The organism is Micromonospora sp. NPDC048842 (assembly GCF_040649935.1).
In the GTDB taxonomy this organism is placed as follows: domain Bacteria; phylum Actinomycetota; class Actinomycetes; order Mycobacteriales; family Micromonosporaceae; genus Micromonospora; species Micromonospora hortensis.
Window position 1 is genome coordinate 20,285 of the sequence record NZ_JBEZGK010000011.1, and the last position, 17,417, is coordinate 37,701.

At 68.0% G+C, this 17,417-nt stretch carries 14 protein-coding genes and 2 pseudogenes; 12 read left to right on the forward strand and 4 right to left on the reverse strand.

Going from position 1 to position 17,417, the window contains the following annotated elements; all coding sequences use genetic code 11:
- Positions 1-59: 59 nt before the first annotated feature.
- Complete coding sequence (locus AB0C19_RS17430; RefSeq protein WP_112603739.1) at positions 60-1,073, reverse strand: potassium channel family protein; 1,014 nt, start codon at positions 1,071-1,073, stop codon at positions 60-62.
- Between the two features lie 166 nt (positions 1,074-1,239).
- Between AB0C19_RS17430 and AB0C19_RS17435 the strand changes: the two genes are divergently transcribed.
- The 9 genes and pseudogenes from AB0C19_RS17435 to AB0C19_RS17475 form a co-directional block, all read left to right on the forward strand.
- Positions 1,240-1,752, forward strand: coding sequence for a SigE family RNA polymerase sigma factor (locus tag AB0C19_RS17435; RefSeq protein WP_357186023.1), 513 nt, complete (start codon positions 1,240-1,242; stop codon positions 1,750-1,752).
- Positions 1,753-1,763: 11 nt separating this feature from the next.
- On the forward strand, positions 1,764-2,879 hold the full coding sequence (locus AB0C19_RS17440; RefSeq protein ID WP_357186026.1) for a hypothetical protein: 1,116 nt from the start codon (positions 1,764-1,766) through the stop codon (positions 2,877-2,879).
- A 112-nt stretch (positions 2,880-2,991) separates the two neighbouring features.
- Positions 2,992-3,489: a helix-turn-helix transcriptional regulator gene (locus AB0C19_RS17445; RefSeq protein WP_357186029.1), complete on the forward strand. Its 498-nt coding sequence runs from the start codon at positions 2,992-2,994 to the stop codon at positions 3,487-3,489.
- Positions 3,490-3,625: 136 nt separating this feature from the next.
- Positions 3,626-4,225, forward strand: coding sequence for an ATP-dependent Clp protease proteolytic subunit (locus tag AB0C19_RS17450; protein ID WP_357186031.1), 600 nt, complete (start codon positions 3,626-3,628; stop codon positions 4,223-4,225).
- Between the two features lie 84 nt (positions 4,226-4,309).
- Positions 4,310-5,626 (forward strand): M23 family metallopeptidase, encoded by a 1,317-nt coding sequence (locus tag AB0C19_RS17455; RefSeq protein WP_357186034.1) that lies wholly within the window; start codon positions 4,310-4,312, stop codon positions 5,624-5,626.
- Positions 5,627-6,338: 712 nt separating this feature from the next.
- Positions 6,339-7,805, forward strand: a complete 1,467-nt coding sequence (locus tag AB0C19_RS17460; protein ID WP_357186037.1) for a hypothetical protein — start codon at positions 6,339-6,341, stop codon at positions 7,803-7,805.
- Between the two features lie 477 nt (positions 7,806-8,282).
- Positions 8,283-8,465, forward strand: coding sequence for a hypothetical protein (locus tag AB0C19_RS17465; protein ID WP_357186040.1), 183 nt, complete (start codon positions 8,283-8,285; stop codon positions 8,463-8,465).
- Entirely contained in the window at positions 8,462-10,408 is a 1,947-nt protein-coding gene (locus AB0C19_RS17470; protein ID WP_357186043.1) for an N-6 DNA methylase, read from the forward strand. Before AB0C19_RS17465 ends, AB0C19_RS17470 begins: the two co-directional genes overlap by 4 nt.
- 143 nt (positions 10,409-10,551) lie before the next feature.
- Positions 10,552-10,881: pseudogene (locus AB0C19_RS17475) on the forward strand (NUDIX hydrolase); the annotation flags it as partial.
- A 26-nt stretch (positions 10,882-10,907) separates the two neighbouring features.
- Here AB0C19_RS17475 and AB0C19_RS17480 read toward each other — a convergent pair.
- Positions 10,908-11,369: a hypothetical protein gene (locus AB0C19_RS17480; protein WP_357186047.1), complete on the reverse strand. Its 462-nt coding sequence runs from the start codon at positions 11,367-11,369 to the stop codon at positions 10,908-10,910.
- On the opposite strand from AB0C19_RS17480, the gene AB0C19_RS17485 reads away from it, so the two are divergent.
- The 3 genes and pseudogenes from AB0C19_RS17485 to AB0C19_RS17495 all read left to right on the forward strand — a co-directional run.
- Positions 11,337-12,002: a hypothetical protein gene (locus tag AB0C19_RS17485; RefSeq protein WP_357186050.1), complete on the forward strand. Its 666-nt coding sequence runs from the start codon at positions 11,337-11,339 to the stop codon at positions 12,000-12,002. The genes AB0C19_RS17480 and AB0C19_RS17485 overlap by 33 nt on opposite strands.
- Positions 12,003-12,072: 70 nt before the next feature.
- Complete coding sequence (locus AB0C19_RS17490) at positions 12,073-13,272, forward strand: ATP-binding protein (RefSeq protein ID WP_357186053.1); 1,200 nt, start codon at positions 12,073-12,075, stop codon at positions 13,270-13,272.
- Between the two features lie 278 nt (positions 13,273-13,550).
- Positions 13,551-13,717, forward strand: a pseudogene (locus AB0C19_RS17495) (transposase family protein); the annotation flags it as partial.
- Between the two features lie 172 nt (positions 13,718-13,889).
- On the opposite strand, the gene AB0C19_RS17500 reads toward AB0C19_RS17495, so the two are convergent.
- Positions 13,890-15,539, reverse strand: coding sequence for a UvrD-helicase domain-containing protein (locus AB0C19_RS17500; protein WP_357186057.1), 1,650 nt, complete (start codon positions 15,537-15,539; stop codon positions 13,890-13,892).
- Complete coding sequence (locus AB0C19_RS17505; RefSeq protein ID WP_357186060.1) at positions 15,536-17,266, reverse strand: hypothetical protein; 1,731 nt, start codon at positions 17,264-17,266, stop codon at positions 15,536-15,538. Before AB0C19_RS17505 ends, AB0C19_RS17500 begins: the two co-directional genes overlap by 4 nt.
- Positions 17,267-17,417: the final 151 nt, after the last annotated feature.

The following is a 17,417-nucleotide window of genomic DNA, read 5'->3' on the forward strand; positions in this document are numbered from 1 at the left end:
GCCTCACCACAGCGGTGGCGTCATGCCAGCGGTCACACCGGTCGGCAGCGGTAGGGCGATCAGGCGGTGGTGGCCGACTGGGGGCGGTCGTCGCGTACGTGCACCAGCATGTCGCCGGTCTCGATCACCGCGCCGGCCCGGTCGGCCAGGGTGACCACCTTGCCCCGCCGCACCAGGGCGATCACCAACGACTCCAGCTCGCGCGGCGAGCGACCCACCTCGTCCCGCTCGGCGGAACGCATCGCCAGCGCCATGCCCTGGCCGGGAGTGAGCAGGTCCTCCACCACGTCGATCAGCGGCGGCGCCGAGGTGGACAGGCCGAGCAGCCGGCCCGCAGTGGCCGAGGAGACGATCACGTGGTGCGCGCCACTCTGCTTGAGCAGCGGGGCGTTCTCCGCCTCCCGCGCCGCCGCGATGATGCGGACCTGTCCAGCGGTGAGCTGCCGTACCGTCAGCGCGACCAGCACCGACGCGTCGTCACTGTCGGTCGCGATGATCACGGCCTTCGCGTTCTTGACGTGCGCCTCGTTCAGCACCGACGAACGGGTCGCCGAGCCCTCGATCGCCACCAGCCCGGCGGAGGTGGCCTGCCGCAGGGCGGCGGCACTGCGCTCCACCACCACGATCCGGGAGCGGTCCAGACCGTTCTCCATCAGGGCGGAGACAGCGCTGCGCCCCTTGGTGCCGTAGCCGCAGATGATGACGTGGTCCTTCACGGCTCTCCTCCACCGCGACAGGCGACGGCCGGTCCGGTACTGCTCGGTCAGAACTTCCAGTGTGGTGCCGACCAGGATGATAAGGAAGATCACTCGGGCCGGGGTGATGAAGAGGACGTTGACCAGCCGGGCCGACGGCGCGGCCGGGGTGATGTCCCCGTAGCCGGTGGTCGAGAGTGACACGACAGCGTAGTAGAAGCAGTCGAGGAGGGTGAGGCCGTCCTCGTTGACATCGCGGTAGCCGTCCCTGCCCAGGTAGACAGCGGCGACCACGGCGAAGACCAGGCCCAGGGCGGCGGCGAGCCGAAGGCTCAGCGCGCTCAGTGGGCCCCGGCGCTGTGCGGGAAAATGGATCACCGTCGAACCTGCTCGCCCGCCGTCGCCTGCACGCCCACAACATAGCGGGTACGCCGCCAACCGCACGCCCGGGTTACGGAGGACAACCGGCTGCGCGCCCGCACCCGACTACCGGACGACAACGACGAACCGGTGCAGGCCGGCAGACGGAGGGGGCGCGACCCTCGTGACGACGAGCGGCAGACGGCGAGCCGAGGCCGACGACGAATACACCGAGTACGTCAGATCCCGGATGGTGCAGTGGCGGCGCACCGCCTACCTGATGTGCGGGGACTGGGACCGGGGCGACGACATCCTGCAACGGGTGCTCACCGAGCTGTACCGCTCGTGGGCGCGGGCCCGACAGGCCGATCACCTGGACGCGCTGGTCCGCACCATGTTGGTGCGGCGACTGATCGACGAGCGGCGGTTGCGGTGGGCGCGGGTCCGCCTCGGCGCCGCGCTGCCCGACGTGTCCAGGGCCTTTGCCGACCCGACCGACCGGATCACAGTGGTGGGCGCGCTGCGGCAGGTGCCGCCGCGCCAACGAGCGGTGCTGGTGCTGCGGTACTTCGAGGACCTCAGCGTCGAGGAGACAGCCCGGGCCATGGGCTGCTCGACGGGGACTGTGAAGAGCCAGACCGCCAAGGGCCTGGCCACCCTGCGCACCCTGCTCACCCCCACCCTGACCGCGAACTGAGAGGAGCGAAGATGCTTAACGAACGCCACATCGGCGACCTGATGCTGACCGAGATCGAGTCGGCTGAGCGGCCCTCCGTCGTGCTGGACGTGGAACGGGCGATGAGCACGGCACGGCGGCAACGCCGCCTCGCCCAGGGTGCCGGCGCCGCGCTGCTGGCGGTGGCACTGACCGTCGGCGGGCTCACCGTCCCCGACCTGCTCACCCCGGACCGACCGCCGGCCCCCGCCCCGTTCGGCACGACGCCCGCCGATGGCGAGACCGGTCTGCCGGTCGCGCTCACCACTGTCGACCCACAGCGGGTTTACGTTCGGTTCGGCTGGCTGCCGGACGGGCTGCGGGATCTCCAGTACCAGGCCGGACTGCTCCTCTCCGGCCCGGGTGTGCACCTCAGTGCGTCGAACGGCCGCACCGACGACCAGCGACAGTTCGTGGCCGTCTCGCTTCTTCCGAAGGACGTACAACCGTCGGCACCGCAGCGTGACAGCGGGGAGTTGGCCCTGGCCCGTGCCACCGAGGCCGGTCCCGAGCTGAACGGCGGGCCCAGCGTCTTCACCAGCTATTCCGGTGCCGAGAAGCCGGAGGCGATCCTGCGCTGGGAGTACGCCCCGAAGGGCTGGGCGCAGGTCCGGGTGTTCGGAGTGCAACCGGATGCGCGGGACGCCGCGGTGCAGGTGGCCCGTTCGCTACGGTTCGACACGAGCCTCGTCCCGATGCCGGCGACGGTGACAGGTTTACCGGCCAACCTGGGGCTGATCACGGTCGACGTGTCCGAGTCCCTGGATGAGCCCCTGACCTGGTACCTCGGGATGACCTGGACAGCGGAGCCGGGTACCGAGCCCGGTCGGCAACGGGCCCGGACGCTGTCCCTCGGCGTCTCCCGCTACCGCAACATCACCGATCCCACGGCCAGGGGGTACGTCGACCCGAACACCACACTTGACGGACACCCGGCGCGGTTCACCGGAGAGAACGGCAACGAGTCGTTGACCGTCTACGACGTCCACGGAGTGAATGTGTCGATCGACGACAGCGCTCTGCTTCCCACCGGCGGCACCCGGGCGCTGTTCCCGGCGGTCACGCTGGTGGCCGATCCGGCCAACTGGCACACCCACCTGGCTCGGTGACGGGGTCGGGCCCGCGCCTGGCGCGGCGCGGGCCCGCACGGGCAGCCGGCAGGTCCGGCAGCGGGCATGATGGGGATGTTCCCCCGACGACGACCGCGAAAGTGAGGCCGGCATGTCGTTGCTGCGACGAGTGATCGGCGGGGTGCTGCGCCGCCACCGCCAGCGTCAGGGCCGCACGCTGCGCGAGGTGGCCGCGTCGGCCGACGTTTCCGTGCCCTACCTCTCGGAGGTCGAGCGGGGCCGCAAGGAGGCCTCGTCGGAGGTGCTGGCGGCGATCTGCCGGGCGCTCGGCATCAGCCTCGCCGACCTGCTCGGCGAGGCCCGCGACGACATGCGCCGGGTCGAGCCCCGCCTCCCGGCCGCGCCACGCGCCGCGCTCACCCATTTGGAGCGGGTCGATGCGACTCGGCGGGAGATCGGCAACGCCACTTTGCTGGTGGGTCCACGTGTCGGCGGGTTCGTCCTGCACCGAGGACCGGCGGCGAGCGAGCCGACCCTCAGCGTCGGCGCGATGGCCTCCGCTGGTGGCTCGCGCCCCGGCCCGCGTACCGCCGCCCTGGCTGACCGCACGCAGACCCGGCTGGGCCTGCGGCGGCTGACCGCCGCGTAGGCCGCGTGGTTCTGCTGTCGGCGGATCTGCCGGCGGCAGAATCATCGGGCCAGCCACCGCCGTCGCCCGCACGCTGGAGGGGCCGGTCCACCGGGCGGTCCCCACCGCCCGCCGGCGCGGTGGAAGGCGACGGCACATGATCGGGTACGACGTGCGAATGGTGGAGGGCGGGCAGCCGTCCTTCGGTGACCATGTGTTCGAGCGGCTGCTGCGCGAGCGGATCGTCTTCCTCGGCACCGAGGTGACTGAGGAGTCGGCCAACCAGATCTGCGCGCAGATCCTGCTGCTCGCCGCCGAGGACGACGGCCGGGACATCTACCTCTACATCAACTCGCCGGGCGGTTCGGTGAGCGCGGGAATGGCTGTCTACGACACGATGCGTTACGTCCGCAACGACGTGGCGACGCTGGCGCTCGGGTTCGCCGGCTCGATGGGGCAGTTCCTGCTCTGCGCGGGCGCGGCCGGCAAGCGGTACGCGCTGCCGCACTCGCGGATCATGATGCACCAGCCGTCCGGCGGGATGGGCGGAACCGCAGCCGACATCACCATCCAGGCGGAGAACATGCTGCACGTGAAGCGGACGATGCAGGAGCTGATCGCCCAGCACAGTGGACGAACCCTCGACGAGATCCAGCGGGACTGGGACCGGGACCGCTGGTTCACCGCCGAGCAGGCCCGGGAGTACGGCCTCATCGACCAGGTGGTCACCCGAGCCGAACAGCTCCCGTCGCTCTGATCAACGTCTGGTGGACACGGTACCGCCAGACCATCCCACCCATTAGCCTCCGTAGATATCTTGGCGGGCGTAGAAGGAGTGGGAATGACTGACGGTCACGAAGGCAACTGCTGCGGCGACGACACGACCACCTCTGCCGTGAGTCGCCGCACGATGTTGCGCGCGGCGGTGCTGGGTGCGGGTGCCATCAGCACCGGTGGCCTGCTGGTTCCCGAGGCCGCACAGGCCGCACCGTCGATCTACAACCCGTTCGGCGCCTACCCGATCACCGATACCTGGGAAGGTCACCTCCGCCGCGGATCACTAGGCGGCATCGACTTCGGAATGGGGGTGGGCACGGCGTTGCCGGCCTGCGGCGCCGGCACCATCCAGAACATCCCCAACAACGGCACGGGCGGGCACACCGTCACGATCCAGCACGCGGACGGGTACCGCAGCCAGTACCTGCACCTGTCGCAGTTCCTGCTCGGCAACGGTGCCAGCGTGGGCGCGGGCACGATCGTGGGCCGATCCGGCGGCGCTGCCGGCGCGCCCGGCTCGGGCAGCTCGACGGGCCCGCACCTGCACTGGCACATGATCGACCCGGCCGGCACCCGGATCAACCCGCTCGCCTTCATCCAGCAGAACCCGGCCGACCAGCCCCGTCAGGTGTTCGAGGCCGCCAGCAACGCCGGCTGGCGCGCCCTGCCGGTCTCCGGCAGCGCGGGCGCGGTGACCGGCACGGCGACGACAGCGATCACCATCGGATCCACGAAGATCCTCTACACCCTCAACGGCGGCCGGATCCACGAGGCCGCCAGCAACGCCGGCTGGACCAACCTGTGGACGGGCATCCACGGCGCACAGGGCACCGCACTGGCCGCGATCAACCTCGACGGGGTGAAGCTGGTCTACAACGTCGTCGACGGGTACGTGCACGAGGCAGCCAGCAACAACGGCTGGCGCAACCTCAACACCGGCATCGGTGGGGCAAGCTCGTCGTCGATTTCGGTGATCGCGCTGAACGGCGTCAAGTACGTCTACAGCATCGTCGGCGGCTACGTCCACGAGGCGCACAGCGCCAACGCCTGGCGGAACCTGAACACGGGCATCCCGGCCTCGGCGGTAGCGGCGATCACAGTGGGCAGCACGAAGATCCTCTACACACTGAACGGCGGCCGGGTCTACGAGGCCGCCAGCAACGCCGGCTGGGCAAACCTGTGGACCGGCATCCACGGCGCACAGGGCACCTCGCTGGCCGCGCTCAACGTCAACGGGGTGAAGCACATCTACAACGTCGTCGACGGGTGGGTGCACGAGGCCGCCAGCAACAACAGTTGGCGCAACCTCAACAGCGGAGTCCGCGGAACCCGGGCGGCGGCACTCGGCCTGGATGGCGTCAAGCTGATCTACGCAGCCTGAGTCGCTCTCCGCGCCGCGAGCCCCCTTCGCGGCGCGGAGCACCACTTCTCTCAGCGGATCCCAGGCAGCGCGCCGGTCAGGGGCGGCCGTTGATGCTCGCCCGGGCGCGGAGCCCGGCGCGTGGTCTCTGGGCGAATCGGGCGGGTGGCATCGAGTGCGAATGCGAACCGATGAACGCAGGAACGTGTCCGCAGGCGATGAAGCTTTGTGGAGTCCCGCGCCAGCGCAGGTCGCCGATGAGACCGCCAGTCGAGAGCGAGGTTCGTTTGCCCGAGCTGTGGTCCTGGGCTGGGAAGATAGGGGTCCGGGTGGCAGGGTGAACCGGGACCACTCCCTGCCACCCCAGTTGAGTGCCTGGGTCGCTAGACTGGGCCCTCGCGCCCCCGTAGCTCAGGGGATAGAGCATCGGTTTCCTAACCCGACGCTCCGCCGGTGTCCGCAGGTCGCTGACCTGCGGCTTTTCTTTTTCTACCTGGTGTATACAGGTCGCAGGAAGGCCTTGCTGCGATCGCTTGCGAAAGATCAGCTAAGCGTTGTTCGTTATGCTCCAACAGTGAGCAATGAACCACGGTAGACAGTGCCTCGTAGCCCCCGACCAAGCGGTAGAACCCTTCTGGCCAGTGCCCGCTGGCGCGGCTCGGCGTGCCCACCGATCCACCAACGCAACAGCGCCTCCAGCTAAACAGCTTGTCGGGCATGTGATTCTGGTCTGGTGACTCAGAGTCCTGTCCTTGAGTTCTCGTACCAGCAGTTTAGTTCGTTCGTGCGGCGTTTTAATCAAGAGGCCTTGCTGCAGGCACTCGCGCGGCGATCGCTGCGGGTGCCGTTGCGGCTGTCCCCTGAGGAGCCCGGTGCGCGGATTTTTATGGAGACACCGCCATGGGCGCTGGCCGCCGTCGCGAAGGCGTCCATCCTGCATGGCAACTCGCACCGGCGGAGCGTGCCGCAGGAGCGGGACATTGTGACGGCATGCTGGATGCATGAGAACCTCGTTCCGGAGGAGCTCGATCACTCCGACCTAAACTCGGCCTTCGCGATCATGGCGCGCACCCTCTACGAACAGTTCCCGTACCAGGAGCACGGTCTGGCCGAGCTCGCGCGTCCGGTGGTGTTCTTTGACGACTACGCCGGCAGCAGGCGGCTGAAGGTGATCCCGCCGGAGGCGATTGCTCAGCTTCTCGGTGCCCCGACGGTCACCGCGACGGAGATCGTGGTCATGCTCGCCACCTCGGCGGAACGCAACAGCGGCTTCTTCGATCCGGCCTGGCTCGATCAGCCGCAGTTCACCGAGCTGCTCGCTGTGCTGCCGCGGGACGAGATCCTGGGTGTCATCCGTTCGGTCTTCGGGCAGACCATGGAGGAGTTCCGCCAGGAGAACACTTCGGCTGAGCAGCGAACACCGTTGCCGCACCTCGACCGCTACGCCTTCAATCCGCTGACCTCACGGCCGTTCGTGCGGCTCTCGGACGGCCGGCTCATCGCGCCGGTCCGCCACCTCATTCCGCGGCGCCTGACGCCACTGGAGCTCTACTACGTAGGAATCGCCCGATGGGGGACGTCGTTCACGCGTGAGCTGGGTTATCTGCATGAGGACTACGTCGGACGGCAGTTCGCGACCCTCCCGGACGCTCGGGTGTATCCGGAGATCATGTATCGGGAGCGCAGACAGCAGGCAGCGAGTACAGATTGGTTCGTGGTGTTCAACGACCTGGTGCTGCTGGTCGAGACCAAGGCGACGCGCTCCCCGCTGGCAGCCCGCGCCGCCGACGCCACGGTGCAAGAGGCCTACGTCAAGACTTTGGGTGAGGCGTTCGACCAACTCGGCCGGACCCTCGACAAGATCCAGGCTGGTGCGCCCGAGTTCGCGGAGATTCCGACCGACCGGCCGTTCATTGGCATGGTCGCGACGCTCGACCCATGGTACGTCGCCAACAGTCTCGGCCGGACATTCCTGCCCACCCCGGCGCTGCCGACCGTAGTGGCGCCGCTGCGCGACATCGAGCAGTTGATCAGCATCGGGCAGCACCAGTCGGCCTCCTCGATCCTGCAGGAGATCGTGCGGGCTGGCGATGAACGCCAGACCTGGGAGCTGGGCACCGCGTTGCAGCAGTTCCGCGGCGCGGCCGATCGCAACCCGCTGCTGCACGCCGCCTTCGACCGCCTCCCGATCCGTCGGTAGACGCGACCGTGACCACCGCCGGGTCGCTGTCGAACTGTCGGGCAGTCTGTCTGCGTTGGGCGGAATGATCGGCTCCAGCCTGCCGGATGGGGTCTGCGGACCGATGTGGTCGCCGTTCCGGGTCGGTTCGCCAGCACCACCGGGTGTTCGCCATCGTCAACCACGGTGGCGCAAAATGGTGGAGGCCCTGGCCACCTTCCCCACTGCGAAGCGAGCCACATCGTCGCGCCCACCGATTGCTCGACCGCTACGTGCTCAACCAGCACAACAATTTGCGCCAATCCCTCCGATATCGGGTCAGGTCAGTTGACGACTGGCCATTGATGTAGTGAGCATCCCGGAGCCATCAGCCGACCGTCGGGAGGTATCGCAGCGCTGCCTCAAAAATGATCTAGAAACGGTCGGAGTACGCGGCTGCTCGCGGGGAGCGGGATACCTATCGTCGGATGCAGTGACCGACCACACCGGAGGAACCGCATGATCCTGAGGCTGGCCGAAGTGTTGAGTGAGCCGGAGATTCTGTACTTGACCATGGCTTTCTTCATGGCCGTGGAGGCGTTCGCCGCTTGGGTGATTGTCGATGAGCAGCGGACCCGTCGCCTGGCGCGGCTGATTGGCGCCTGGCGGAACCCCCAGGGCAAGGACGGGCAAGGCCGGTGACGCCTGTCCCGCCGGACACGGTGACCAGGTCGCAGATCGCCGCTGCGGTCTGCGTCACGGAGCAGGCCGTCAGCAACTGGATTAGGCGGTACGCCGACTTTCCCCGCCCGAGCAGCACCGGAAGAACGCACACCTATCCGACGGCCCTCGTAGCGGAGTGGTTCGACCGGCAGCACGGGACGACCTACGGGGACCGGTTCCGCAAGGCGATCCACGGCCATGACACGCGGCATCGGACCAATTCGGCGATTCTGATCGACGCGCAATGGTCGGCGCCACTCGAGAATCTAATGCTTCGCAGCAGCGATGCGTGGCTGTTCGAGCGGCTGGTCCTCACCCTTGTCCACGCGAAGCACGCCCGGGCCACGACCGCCGCGGCATACTTCACGGCACGCATCCGCACCACGTTCAAGGACCCCTGGTGGAGGAATGCCCTAACCGAGATCGACGCCGTACTGTCCGAGCGGCGGCAACCGCCGCACCTGATCTTCGACCACCTGCTCGACCGGTTCGCCAAAGCGCGACACAAGACGCTCGACCAGTACCTTGTGCCCACCGAGATCGCGCAGCTGATGGTGCGGCTGGTCGATCCCCGGCCCGGGAGCCGCGTACACGACCCGTGCTGCGGCACCGCCGGTCTGCTCGTCGCCGCCGCCGAGCACATGTCGCGTGCCAGCACCGAGTTGGCGGTCGTCAGCGGCCGCGCCGCCACCAAACGAACCCGGCACATCGCCACCATGAACCTCGCCGTGCACGGCTACCGAGCCGCCATCACCGACGACACCGCGGCCGGGCTATCGACAGTCGTCGCCGAACCCGAACAGTTCGACACCATCCTGCTCAATCCGCCGTTCAGTCGCGAGCAATGGCAGCCGGCGGACGACGCGCAGTCATGGCCGTACGGCAAGCCGAACCCCCACAACACCGGCCTTGCCTGGCTGCAAGCCGCCGCCCTGTCGCTCGCCCCTGGCGGCCGGGCCGCTGTCATCATGCCGGCCAGCGCCACCGAGGCAAGCAGCACCAGAGACCAGAACGTCCGAGCGGCGATGGTCGAGGCGGGCGTCATCAAATGCGTAATCCAGCTCCGGGAGCATATGTTCCGGGAGGCGAAGACAGCAGTCAGCATCTGGATGCTGGGTCATCCAGACGACGCACAAAGTGACGTCCTGCTGATCGACGCCAGCGCCGCCACCCGAAGGACCGAGAAGACCCACTGGGCGCTGACTGGAGACGGTATCGAGACGATCGTCGGCGTCTACCGGAATTGGCAGAACGGCGAAGTGCTCACGCCGGCGCGGGCGGGTGTCGACGCCGTCAGCGTCAGCATCGCCGAACTACGCGACAACGACTACGTCCTACAGGTCGACGCAGGCCGGCCTCGTGCCCGGCCGCTGCCGCGAACCGACGGCACCATGGACACGTTGCTCGGCCTCGTGCCGGACGACTGGCAGAACCGCCCCCTCGGCGACTTTTGCGAGGTGCAACCGGGAGTGAGCGGCGAAACCCTTCCCCCTTCGAAGAAGGCCGCCGGAGGTGTCCCAGTCGTCACCGCCACCAACGTCCGTAACGACGAGATCGCCACCGCTCCGAAATTCACCGTGAGCAGTGCCACCGCCGCCGGACTCGACCGGCGGTATCGCATCCATGCGGGTGACGTGCTGCTGGTACGAGTCGGCAAGACCAGCAGAACCGCAGTCGCAGATGACCAGCACAGCGGCTGGCTGGTCGGCAATACGTGCATCCGAGTCCGCGCGAAGGAAGGAATTCGAGCAGAGTATCTGGCCTGGTACCTCACCCATCCCGGCGTCCGGGAGTGGATCGTGGCGAGAACGCTGCCGGGCGTCAAACCGAGCATCAACGCGAAGATCATCAAGTCGATGCCGCTCGTCGTGCCGCCGACGGAGCAGCAGCGGAACCTAGCCGGAACTGTCCCGAAGTTGTGACGAGATTCTGCCAGAGCTGCGACGCTTCCACCGAGCCCATGGGCGCCGCGGTTCTGCTCACCGACGCTGGCGGGCGGGCGCTGCTGGTTGAGCCCATCTACAAGGACTACTGGGAGCTCGTCGGTGGGTGAGTCGACGCCGACGAGTCGCCCTGGCGGGCGGCGGTCCGTGAGGTCAAGGATGAGTTGGGCAAGTCGATGGTCCCCGGCCGGCTGCTGGTGACCGACTGGGTGCCGCCCCGACCGGAACGCACCGAGGGTGTCATGTTCGTCTACGACGGTGGCGCCCTCGACGAGCTGGGCACCGCTGATATCCAGCTGCCGCCGGACGAGCTGCGCAGCTGGGCGTGGTGCGATCAGGATCAGATTCGGGAACGGATGTCGGCGCTGCTGGCCCGCCGGGTGATCGCCGCGCTGTGCGCCAAGGCCGAGGGCACGATGTTCGACCTGGAGAACGGCTTTCACACGCACTGACATGCGCCGGCGACGCGCACCCTTCGTCATGAGGGTGCGCGCTGCCTTGCTGTTCTCGCTGCCTCGTCGTAGCGGTCGGCGGCTGCGGTGCCGGGTCGGATCGCTGCCACCTCGGCGACCGGTCCGGTCAGAAGCGTGCAGCCACCGGAGCGGTAGAGGCTGTCGTGGATGCCGTCGACGTACAGCAGCCCGGTCAGGTCGGCGCGGGCCTTGGCGATCGGGTGGGCCCGCTGGATCCCGGCCGCCCCGATCAGCGGTGCCAGGTCGGCGACCGCGCGGACGGCGGTGTCGACGCCGGCGGCCTCGCCAACCCTGGCGGCGAAGTCAGCGTGCGGATGCGAGTCAGCCGCCAGGCGGCTGGTCGGTGACGGTTTCCGGGCCTGTTCGGGGCTGTGCTGGAACTGTCGGAGGTGCCGTCTAGCCTCCCTGAGCAGAACGACCTGGAGGGAGCTGCTGTGTCGGGCCAGCTGGAAGAGGTGCTCAGGCATCGCTACATCTACGTGCCGCGTGGCACCGAAACGGACACGATCCAGCCTGGCAAGCGGCTCGGCCTTGCTGTAGCGCGCGAGCGCAGCGCCCACCTGACGGTCGTAGCGCCCGACAAGGAATCGGCGACCCACCATCCCGAACTCGCCAAGCTCGACATCGTGACCGAGCGGAGCGGCCACCCACAAGATGGCGGCGTGGTCCTTGCCTGGTGCCCGACCTACAAGGTTATGGAGAAGATTCAGCGCCTGGATCGGAGCGTGGTGGTGCTCGTCGAGTGGGTCCCTAGCGAGTTCGACGCTTGGGCGAGGCTTCATGGCGCGTACAACGTCGTCACTGGCGAGGTCATGGACGCGGGTCTGAGCGCCGAGATCTCCAAGGTGTTGGAGGGCATCGTGTCCGAGGGATACAACGGCTGGACCAAGGGCACCGATGAGCTCGTGACCCTCAGCTTCCTCAAGGATCTCGCAGCAGGTGGCGCCTACGACCGCGAGCTGGTGCTCGCGTACGCCCGACAGTCCAAGTCCGAGCACGCCATCGAGAGGCTGAAGAAGATCCTCGACAAGTTCGAGACGTCGCAGAGGTCGCTGGTGACCACACCGGGCTCGGACCACCTGACCAGCCGCGATTGGTAGGTGCACCTCGATGACCTTCACATCGCTCCATCGCTACCTCGGCGATCCATCCGGTCCGCTCACAGGCGAGATGATCGACCGCGCCATCGCTCAGGGCCTCCGCGAAACGGACGACCTGGACTGGAAATCCGAGCTGCCGCCGCTCGGCGCGATCCCGAACTCCGACTTCCCCAAGGACGTTGCTGCCATGGCCAACAGCGGTGGCGGCACGTTGGTCTTCGGCGTCACCGAAGCACAGAAGGCAGCCACCGGACGCAAGGACACCGGCGAGCTGACTGAGGGCTACGAGCGCGGCCTGCGCAGCGCCGCCGTGACAGCGATCAGCCCGCCGGTCTTCGGGCTCGAGGTACTCCAACTCGGCGAACCGGGCGACCAGTGCGTAGTCGTCACGATCCCACCGAGTGTCGACGGCCCGCACCTGATCTACAAGAAAGAGTACTTCGGTGCGCCCATCCGCAACGACGCAGACACCGTATGGATGAAAGAGCGTCAGATCGAGGCGATGTACCGAGCGCGCTTCGATGAGCGCCGGCGATCCACCGAGTTGCTCGACAAGCTCTACGCCGAGTCGGCCGCCATGCGCTCACCCGACAGCCCCGCCTGGATCGTGGCCGTAGCGCACCCGCGACTGCCGTCGGCGCTCACGAACCGGCCAGATCAGACGGCAGCCAGGATGGCGTTCGAGGAGGCGAGCAAGAACGCACTCGTCTACGTCGGACGAGGCAGCCTGCACCCGATTGAGAACGTCGACCGGAACAACCCCCGTCCCGGGCTCCGCCGATGGACGGCTAGACCCATGATCGACGGCGACAGCCAACGCTGGAAGGAAGCCTGGATCAGCATCCACGACAACGGCTCAGTGAGCCTCGCGGCAGCGGTGGGCGGTCACCGGCGTTCGAGCACCGAGTACAACGATGACCATGTCGTCGAGTCGCGAGACGTCGAGGTGGCGATCGCAGACTTTATGGGCCTGATCCGTGAGGCCAGCGACCGTCTGGGACTCGGTGAGTACGAGGTCAGGGTCCGGTTCGAGTGGAACAAGACCGAGCGGCTCCAGATCTGGACCACCGACGGGATGAACTTCTCGTACTCGGGCAGCACCATTCCCCTGGCCCAGTACACGCCCATCGAGGTGACCGTACGAGCAGACGCGGAGTCGACAGACTTTTGCCAGCAGGTGTACGACCTGGCGCTTGACTGCTTGAACCAGGGTGGCATCGCCCACGTGCAGACAGTGACCCACCCGCGTCTCCGCTCGTCACGGCCTTGATCGTGTGGCGCGGCCCAAAGGGACTGGAACCCCTAACCATCTGATCCGTAGCGTCCCCGTCGCCGCAACGGGAGCAAGCCGACCACCGATCGGCGGCTACCGCACACCCACCGACTAACACCAGGCCGGAATGATCAACGCTGGAGCCTTCCAAGCTGATTTTGCAGCTCAGGGCGGGTGCGGCGAGCCCGGAGATCGATGAGGGCGAGGCGCCAGGTAAGACAGCAGTCGACCAAGATCCGATGCCTCGACCGGGAGCCTCGCCTGTGCTGTCTTACGTGCAGGTCATCACCGACGCCGCCGGCGGCTCGTGTGGGCCTCAGCAGCGCTGCCCGGCTCGGCACACGACCTCACGGCCGCCCGCATCCACGGCATCATCGACGCGCTGACCAACGCGGACGTGATGACCTTCGCGGACAAGGGATACCAGGGCGCCCGGGGGACAAAGAACCGGCCAGACAGGTCGAGTCGATACCTAGGCACGCCCCATAGCCGGCTAGCTGATCCGGCGCAGTCCGGGTGGGCGCTACGAGCGAGGCCAGCCCACTCGTCGGGCCGGTCTGGTCCGGCAAGGCAGCCGGACCGGCATCACTCGATCGGTTGGGCGTGGACGCGGCTCAGCGGGCCAGCTTGACCAGTGGTGCCACGAGCGGCTTTGGGGCGTCACCGAAGAGCAGCACGATGGTCTTGAGGCGGGCGCGGGTTAGCACCACGTACAGCAGGCGGGAGCCGGTTTCGAAGGGCTCGTGGCGTTCCGGTCCGTAATAGTCGTTGCTGCGCAGGACGACGACGGTGGCGTCGGCTTCGCGTCCCTTCGTCTGGTACAGCCCCATAAGCTGCACGGGTGCGGCCGGCTCACCGGTGGCGTGAGTGAGCAGGTCGGTGCGGTATGCGGCGATGGCGGTGTCGAGGGCTTCCAACGCCTCGGCTGGGTCGCTGTGCCGACGTAGGTGACGTACGACTTGCGGCTGCAGCAGCTGAGCGGCGCGTTGCCAGTGACGGCCGCCGCGGGACAGGCCGAGGCTGTCGTGTGCCTCGGCGGCCAGGGTGACCGCGGCGGACGGCTCCGCATCGTGCAGGTGTTGGCGGAGATCGTTCAGACGCAGCTCAAGGGTGGTGGGCACGGTGAGCTGGCCGAGAAGCATCCGAGCCAGGCCCGGTACCTGTTTGCCACGTACCGAGCTGGTCACGAAGACCGCGAGACGTTGCAGCACCCGCGTCCAGGAGGCGACACCGCCTGCGAACTGGACCATGGCGTGCTGCGCGTCGAGGGCCGAGCTCAGGCATTCCGGCAGGCCGATAGCCTCGTGGGCGATGTCGAGTCCGGTGAGCTGGTCGGACAGGCCGGTGGTGGCGTCGATGTGATGGCTGAATACCCCAACGGTGTGTCCTACGGCCCGCAGCTGCTGGACGACGTCGGCGACGACCTTCGCCTCCTGGTCGATCGGCAGGCCCGCGCGGATCTGTAGTCGTACGGTGTCCAGGGCGGCGGTGACGGCGTCGTGGTCGAACTCGCGGCGGCGGATCGCGGCTGCCGCGGCCGGCAGGATGTTGCTGGGGTCACGGTGGGACGCATCGGGCAGGTCGATGCGTCGGGCACCGGGCAGCGCGAGGGTAGTTTCAAGCCGTTCCGGCCCGACACCGACGGCGTCGGGCAGTTCGCTGTAGATGCACTGGTTGGGGTCGCCCAGCAGCAGCAGCCGGGCGTCGCCGCGGATGGTGTTCAGCAGGTCGAACTGCCGGTCGTCGGTGTCCTGGAACTCGTCGCAGACGATAATCGACCAGCGGGCCTGGAGGTGCTCGCGGACGGCCGGCACGGCGCACAGCTCGAGCGCGCGGGGCAGCATGTCCCGGTAGCGGACCGTGTCGCGGACGCGGAACAACTTGGCTTCGGTCTCGCTGAACATCCTGGGTTCGGCCAGCCCGATCGCCCCACCCCAGCGAGTGAGCAGCCGCCAGGCGAAGGCGTGGAAGGTGGTGATCTCCACCCGCGACTGGTACGGGCCGAGCACCTCGGCGGTGCGGTCGAGGATCTGCGCCACCGACGAGCGGGAGAACGACAGGAACAGCGCCCGAGCCGCCGGTGGGCTGGTGCGCCGACGTCGGACGGCCGTGGCGGCGCAGTGCTCGTCGACGCGTTGCAGGTGCGCTCGGACAGCTGCCGCGGCCGTTGTGGTCTTGCCGGTGCCGGCACCGCCGCACACCAGCAGGACGGGATCGTCGGCGTCGACGACCTGCTGCTGCTCGGGGTCAGGCTGATAGGTCACGGCAGCTTCAACTCCACCAAGTTGACCGCCCCGACCGGCTTGCAGAGAGTGCTGAGGACCTTCCTGGCCAGCGGCGGTGCCTGACCCCCTGTCGGCAATGCCTCGACGAACGGCTGGTGCAGCCCACCCTTCGCCTTCAACTGCTTGATGATCTTGGCTTCGAGGTCCTTGTCGTCGATCACGTCGACGTCGATGCCAGTCAAGTCGTAGTCGTCAACGAGCTGGCGCAGCGCAGCCCGCAGCCGCTCGGGTTCGATGCCGTGGGTCAATGCCCGCTCAACCGAAGTGCGCTCGGGCAGCTGGATCACCTGCTCGGCCACCTCGGTGAGTTCGGCTATAAGAGCGGCATCGGCGCCAGGTTTGTCGTTGTCGAGCACCACCCGCACGTGGAAGCCGAGGTCGCTCGCGAGGCGGGCCAGCTTGGGCAGTTCATCCTTGCCGCCGTCGCCGTTGGCCGGGGCGACCATCCGCACACCGGCCGCAGCCGGCGGTGCCACGCTGCTGCGGCGCAGCCGCCGGTCCGCGACGGCGGTGTAGCCGTCTAAGTCGTGCGCGCCTTCCAGCACCGCTACGGTCCGGGAGGTCATCGCCGGCAGCAACAGCAGGTGCAGTTGGCGACGGGCTGAACGTTCCTTGCGGTCAGTGGTGGGCGCCAATTGATGGACCTGACGGTGACCGTGGCTGCGCGTGAGCCGGATCATCTCCTCAGGGGTAAACGCCCGAACGACGTCCGGGCGGCGTGTAGACAGCCACACCTGCCCGGCCTTGCGCCGTAGCAAGCAGGCCAAATACTCCGCAGACGCCGCGTCGAGGTCATCGCCGAAGTCGTCAGCGAGCACAATCGCGCCAGGCTCCGACGCCGACACCACCGCTTCAGCAGCAGCCAACACCCCAGCCGTGGTCGAGCCGTGCGCCGTGAGCGGCAGCGCGCCGGCGGCGTCGAGGGCCAGCGTTGGCTGCAGAGTCCGCAGAATCGCCGACACAGAGCCGTCATCGGCGGCGAAGCCGAGGTCATCGGCCGGGGCGGTGCCGGTCATCTGCAGCAACTGCCCCGCGCCAGCGCCGAGGACCTCCTCGATCGTCTTCCGGATGCTGGTGCTGCCGGTCAGCCGGTCGATCGCATCGGCGACATTCGTGTTCAACGCCGCCAGCGCCGCGAGCAGGTCTGGCTCGTCGGCGTCGGAGACCAGGCGCCGGAACATCCCGTCCGGGCGCAGCTGCAGCGGAGCACGCCGGTCCAGCACGATCGCCGCGACGAGGTCACGCTCGGCGCGAGGCGCCCGCAGGCCGCTCTTCGGATACTCCACCCAATGCTCGGCGGTCTCGCTGGCCTGGTCGACGCGCAGCCGGTAGCACAACCGCAGCCCCATGACCGCCTCGTCGGCACGGGCCTCCTCCGCCGGCAGACCGGTGTCCGGATCGATCAGCTCCAGCCGGTCGTCGAGCTCCTGGGCGACCGCATCGTCGAGCTCGACCAGCGTGACCTCGACTTCGGTCAGCTCATCCTCCGCGTCCGGCGTCGGGACCGGTCGGTGCACGTCGAGCAGGTTGGGACGGGCGTTGGTGCTACGTGGGTCGAGCACCCGCCGCAACGCAGTGATCAAATCGGTGCGACCTGCCCTCGGTTCCCCTACCACCACGGCGTGCTCGGCCGGGAACAGCTCTAGGTCGACGAAGCCGCGGAAGCGCTGCAAGCGAACCCTGAGTGCGCGCACGACGCCGTCCACCTTTCGAAACTGATGCTCTCTGTCGGGTCGGTAGAGCCGTTCCGATCGCAGCTCGCCGGATTATTGCCTCGCTCGACAGGACGTGTCCATGGACCGCCTGGAGCCGCTCTATCATGCCGCACTCACCGCGGGTGCCGCCGCTGACTTTCTG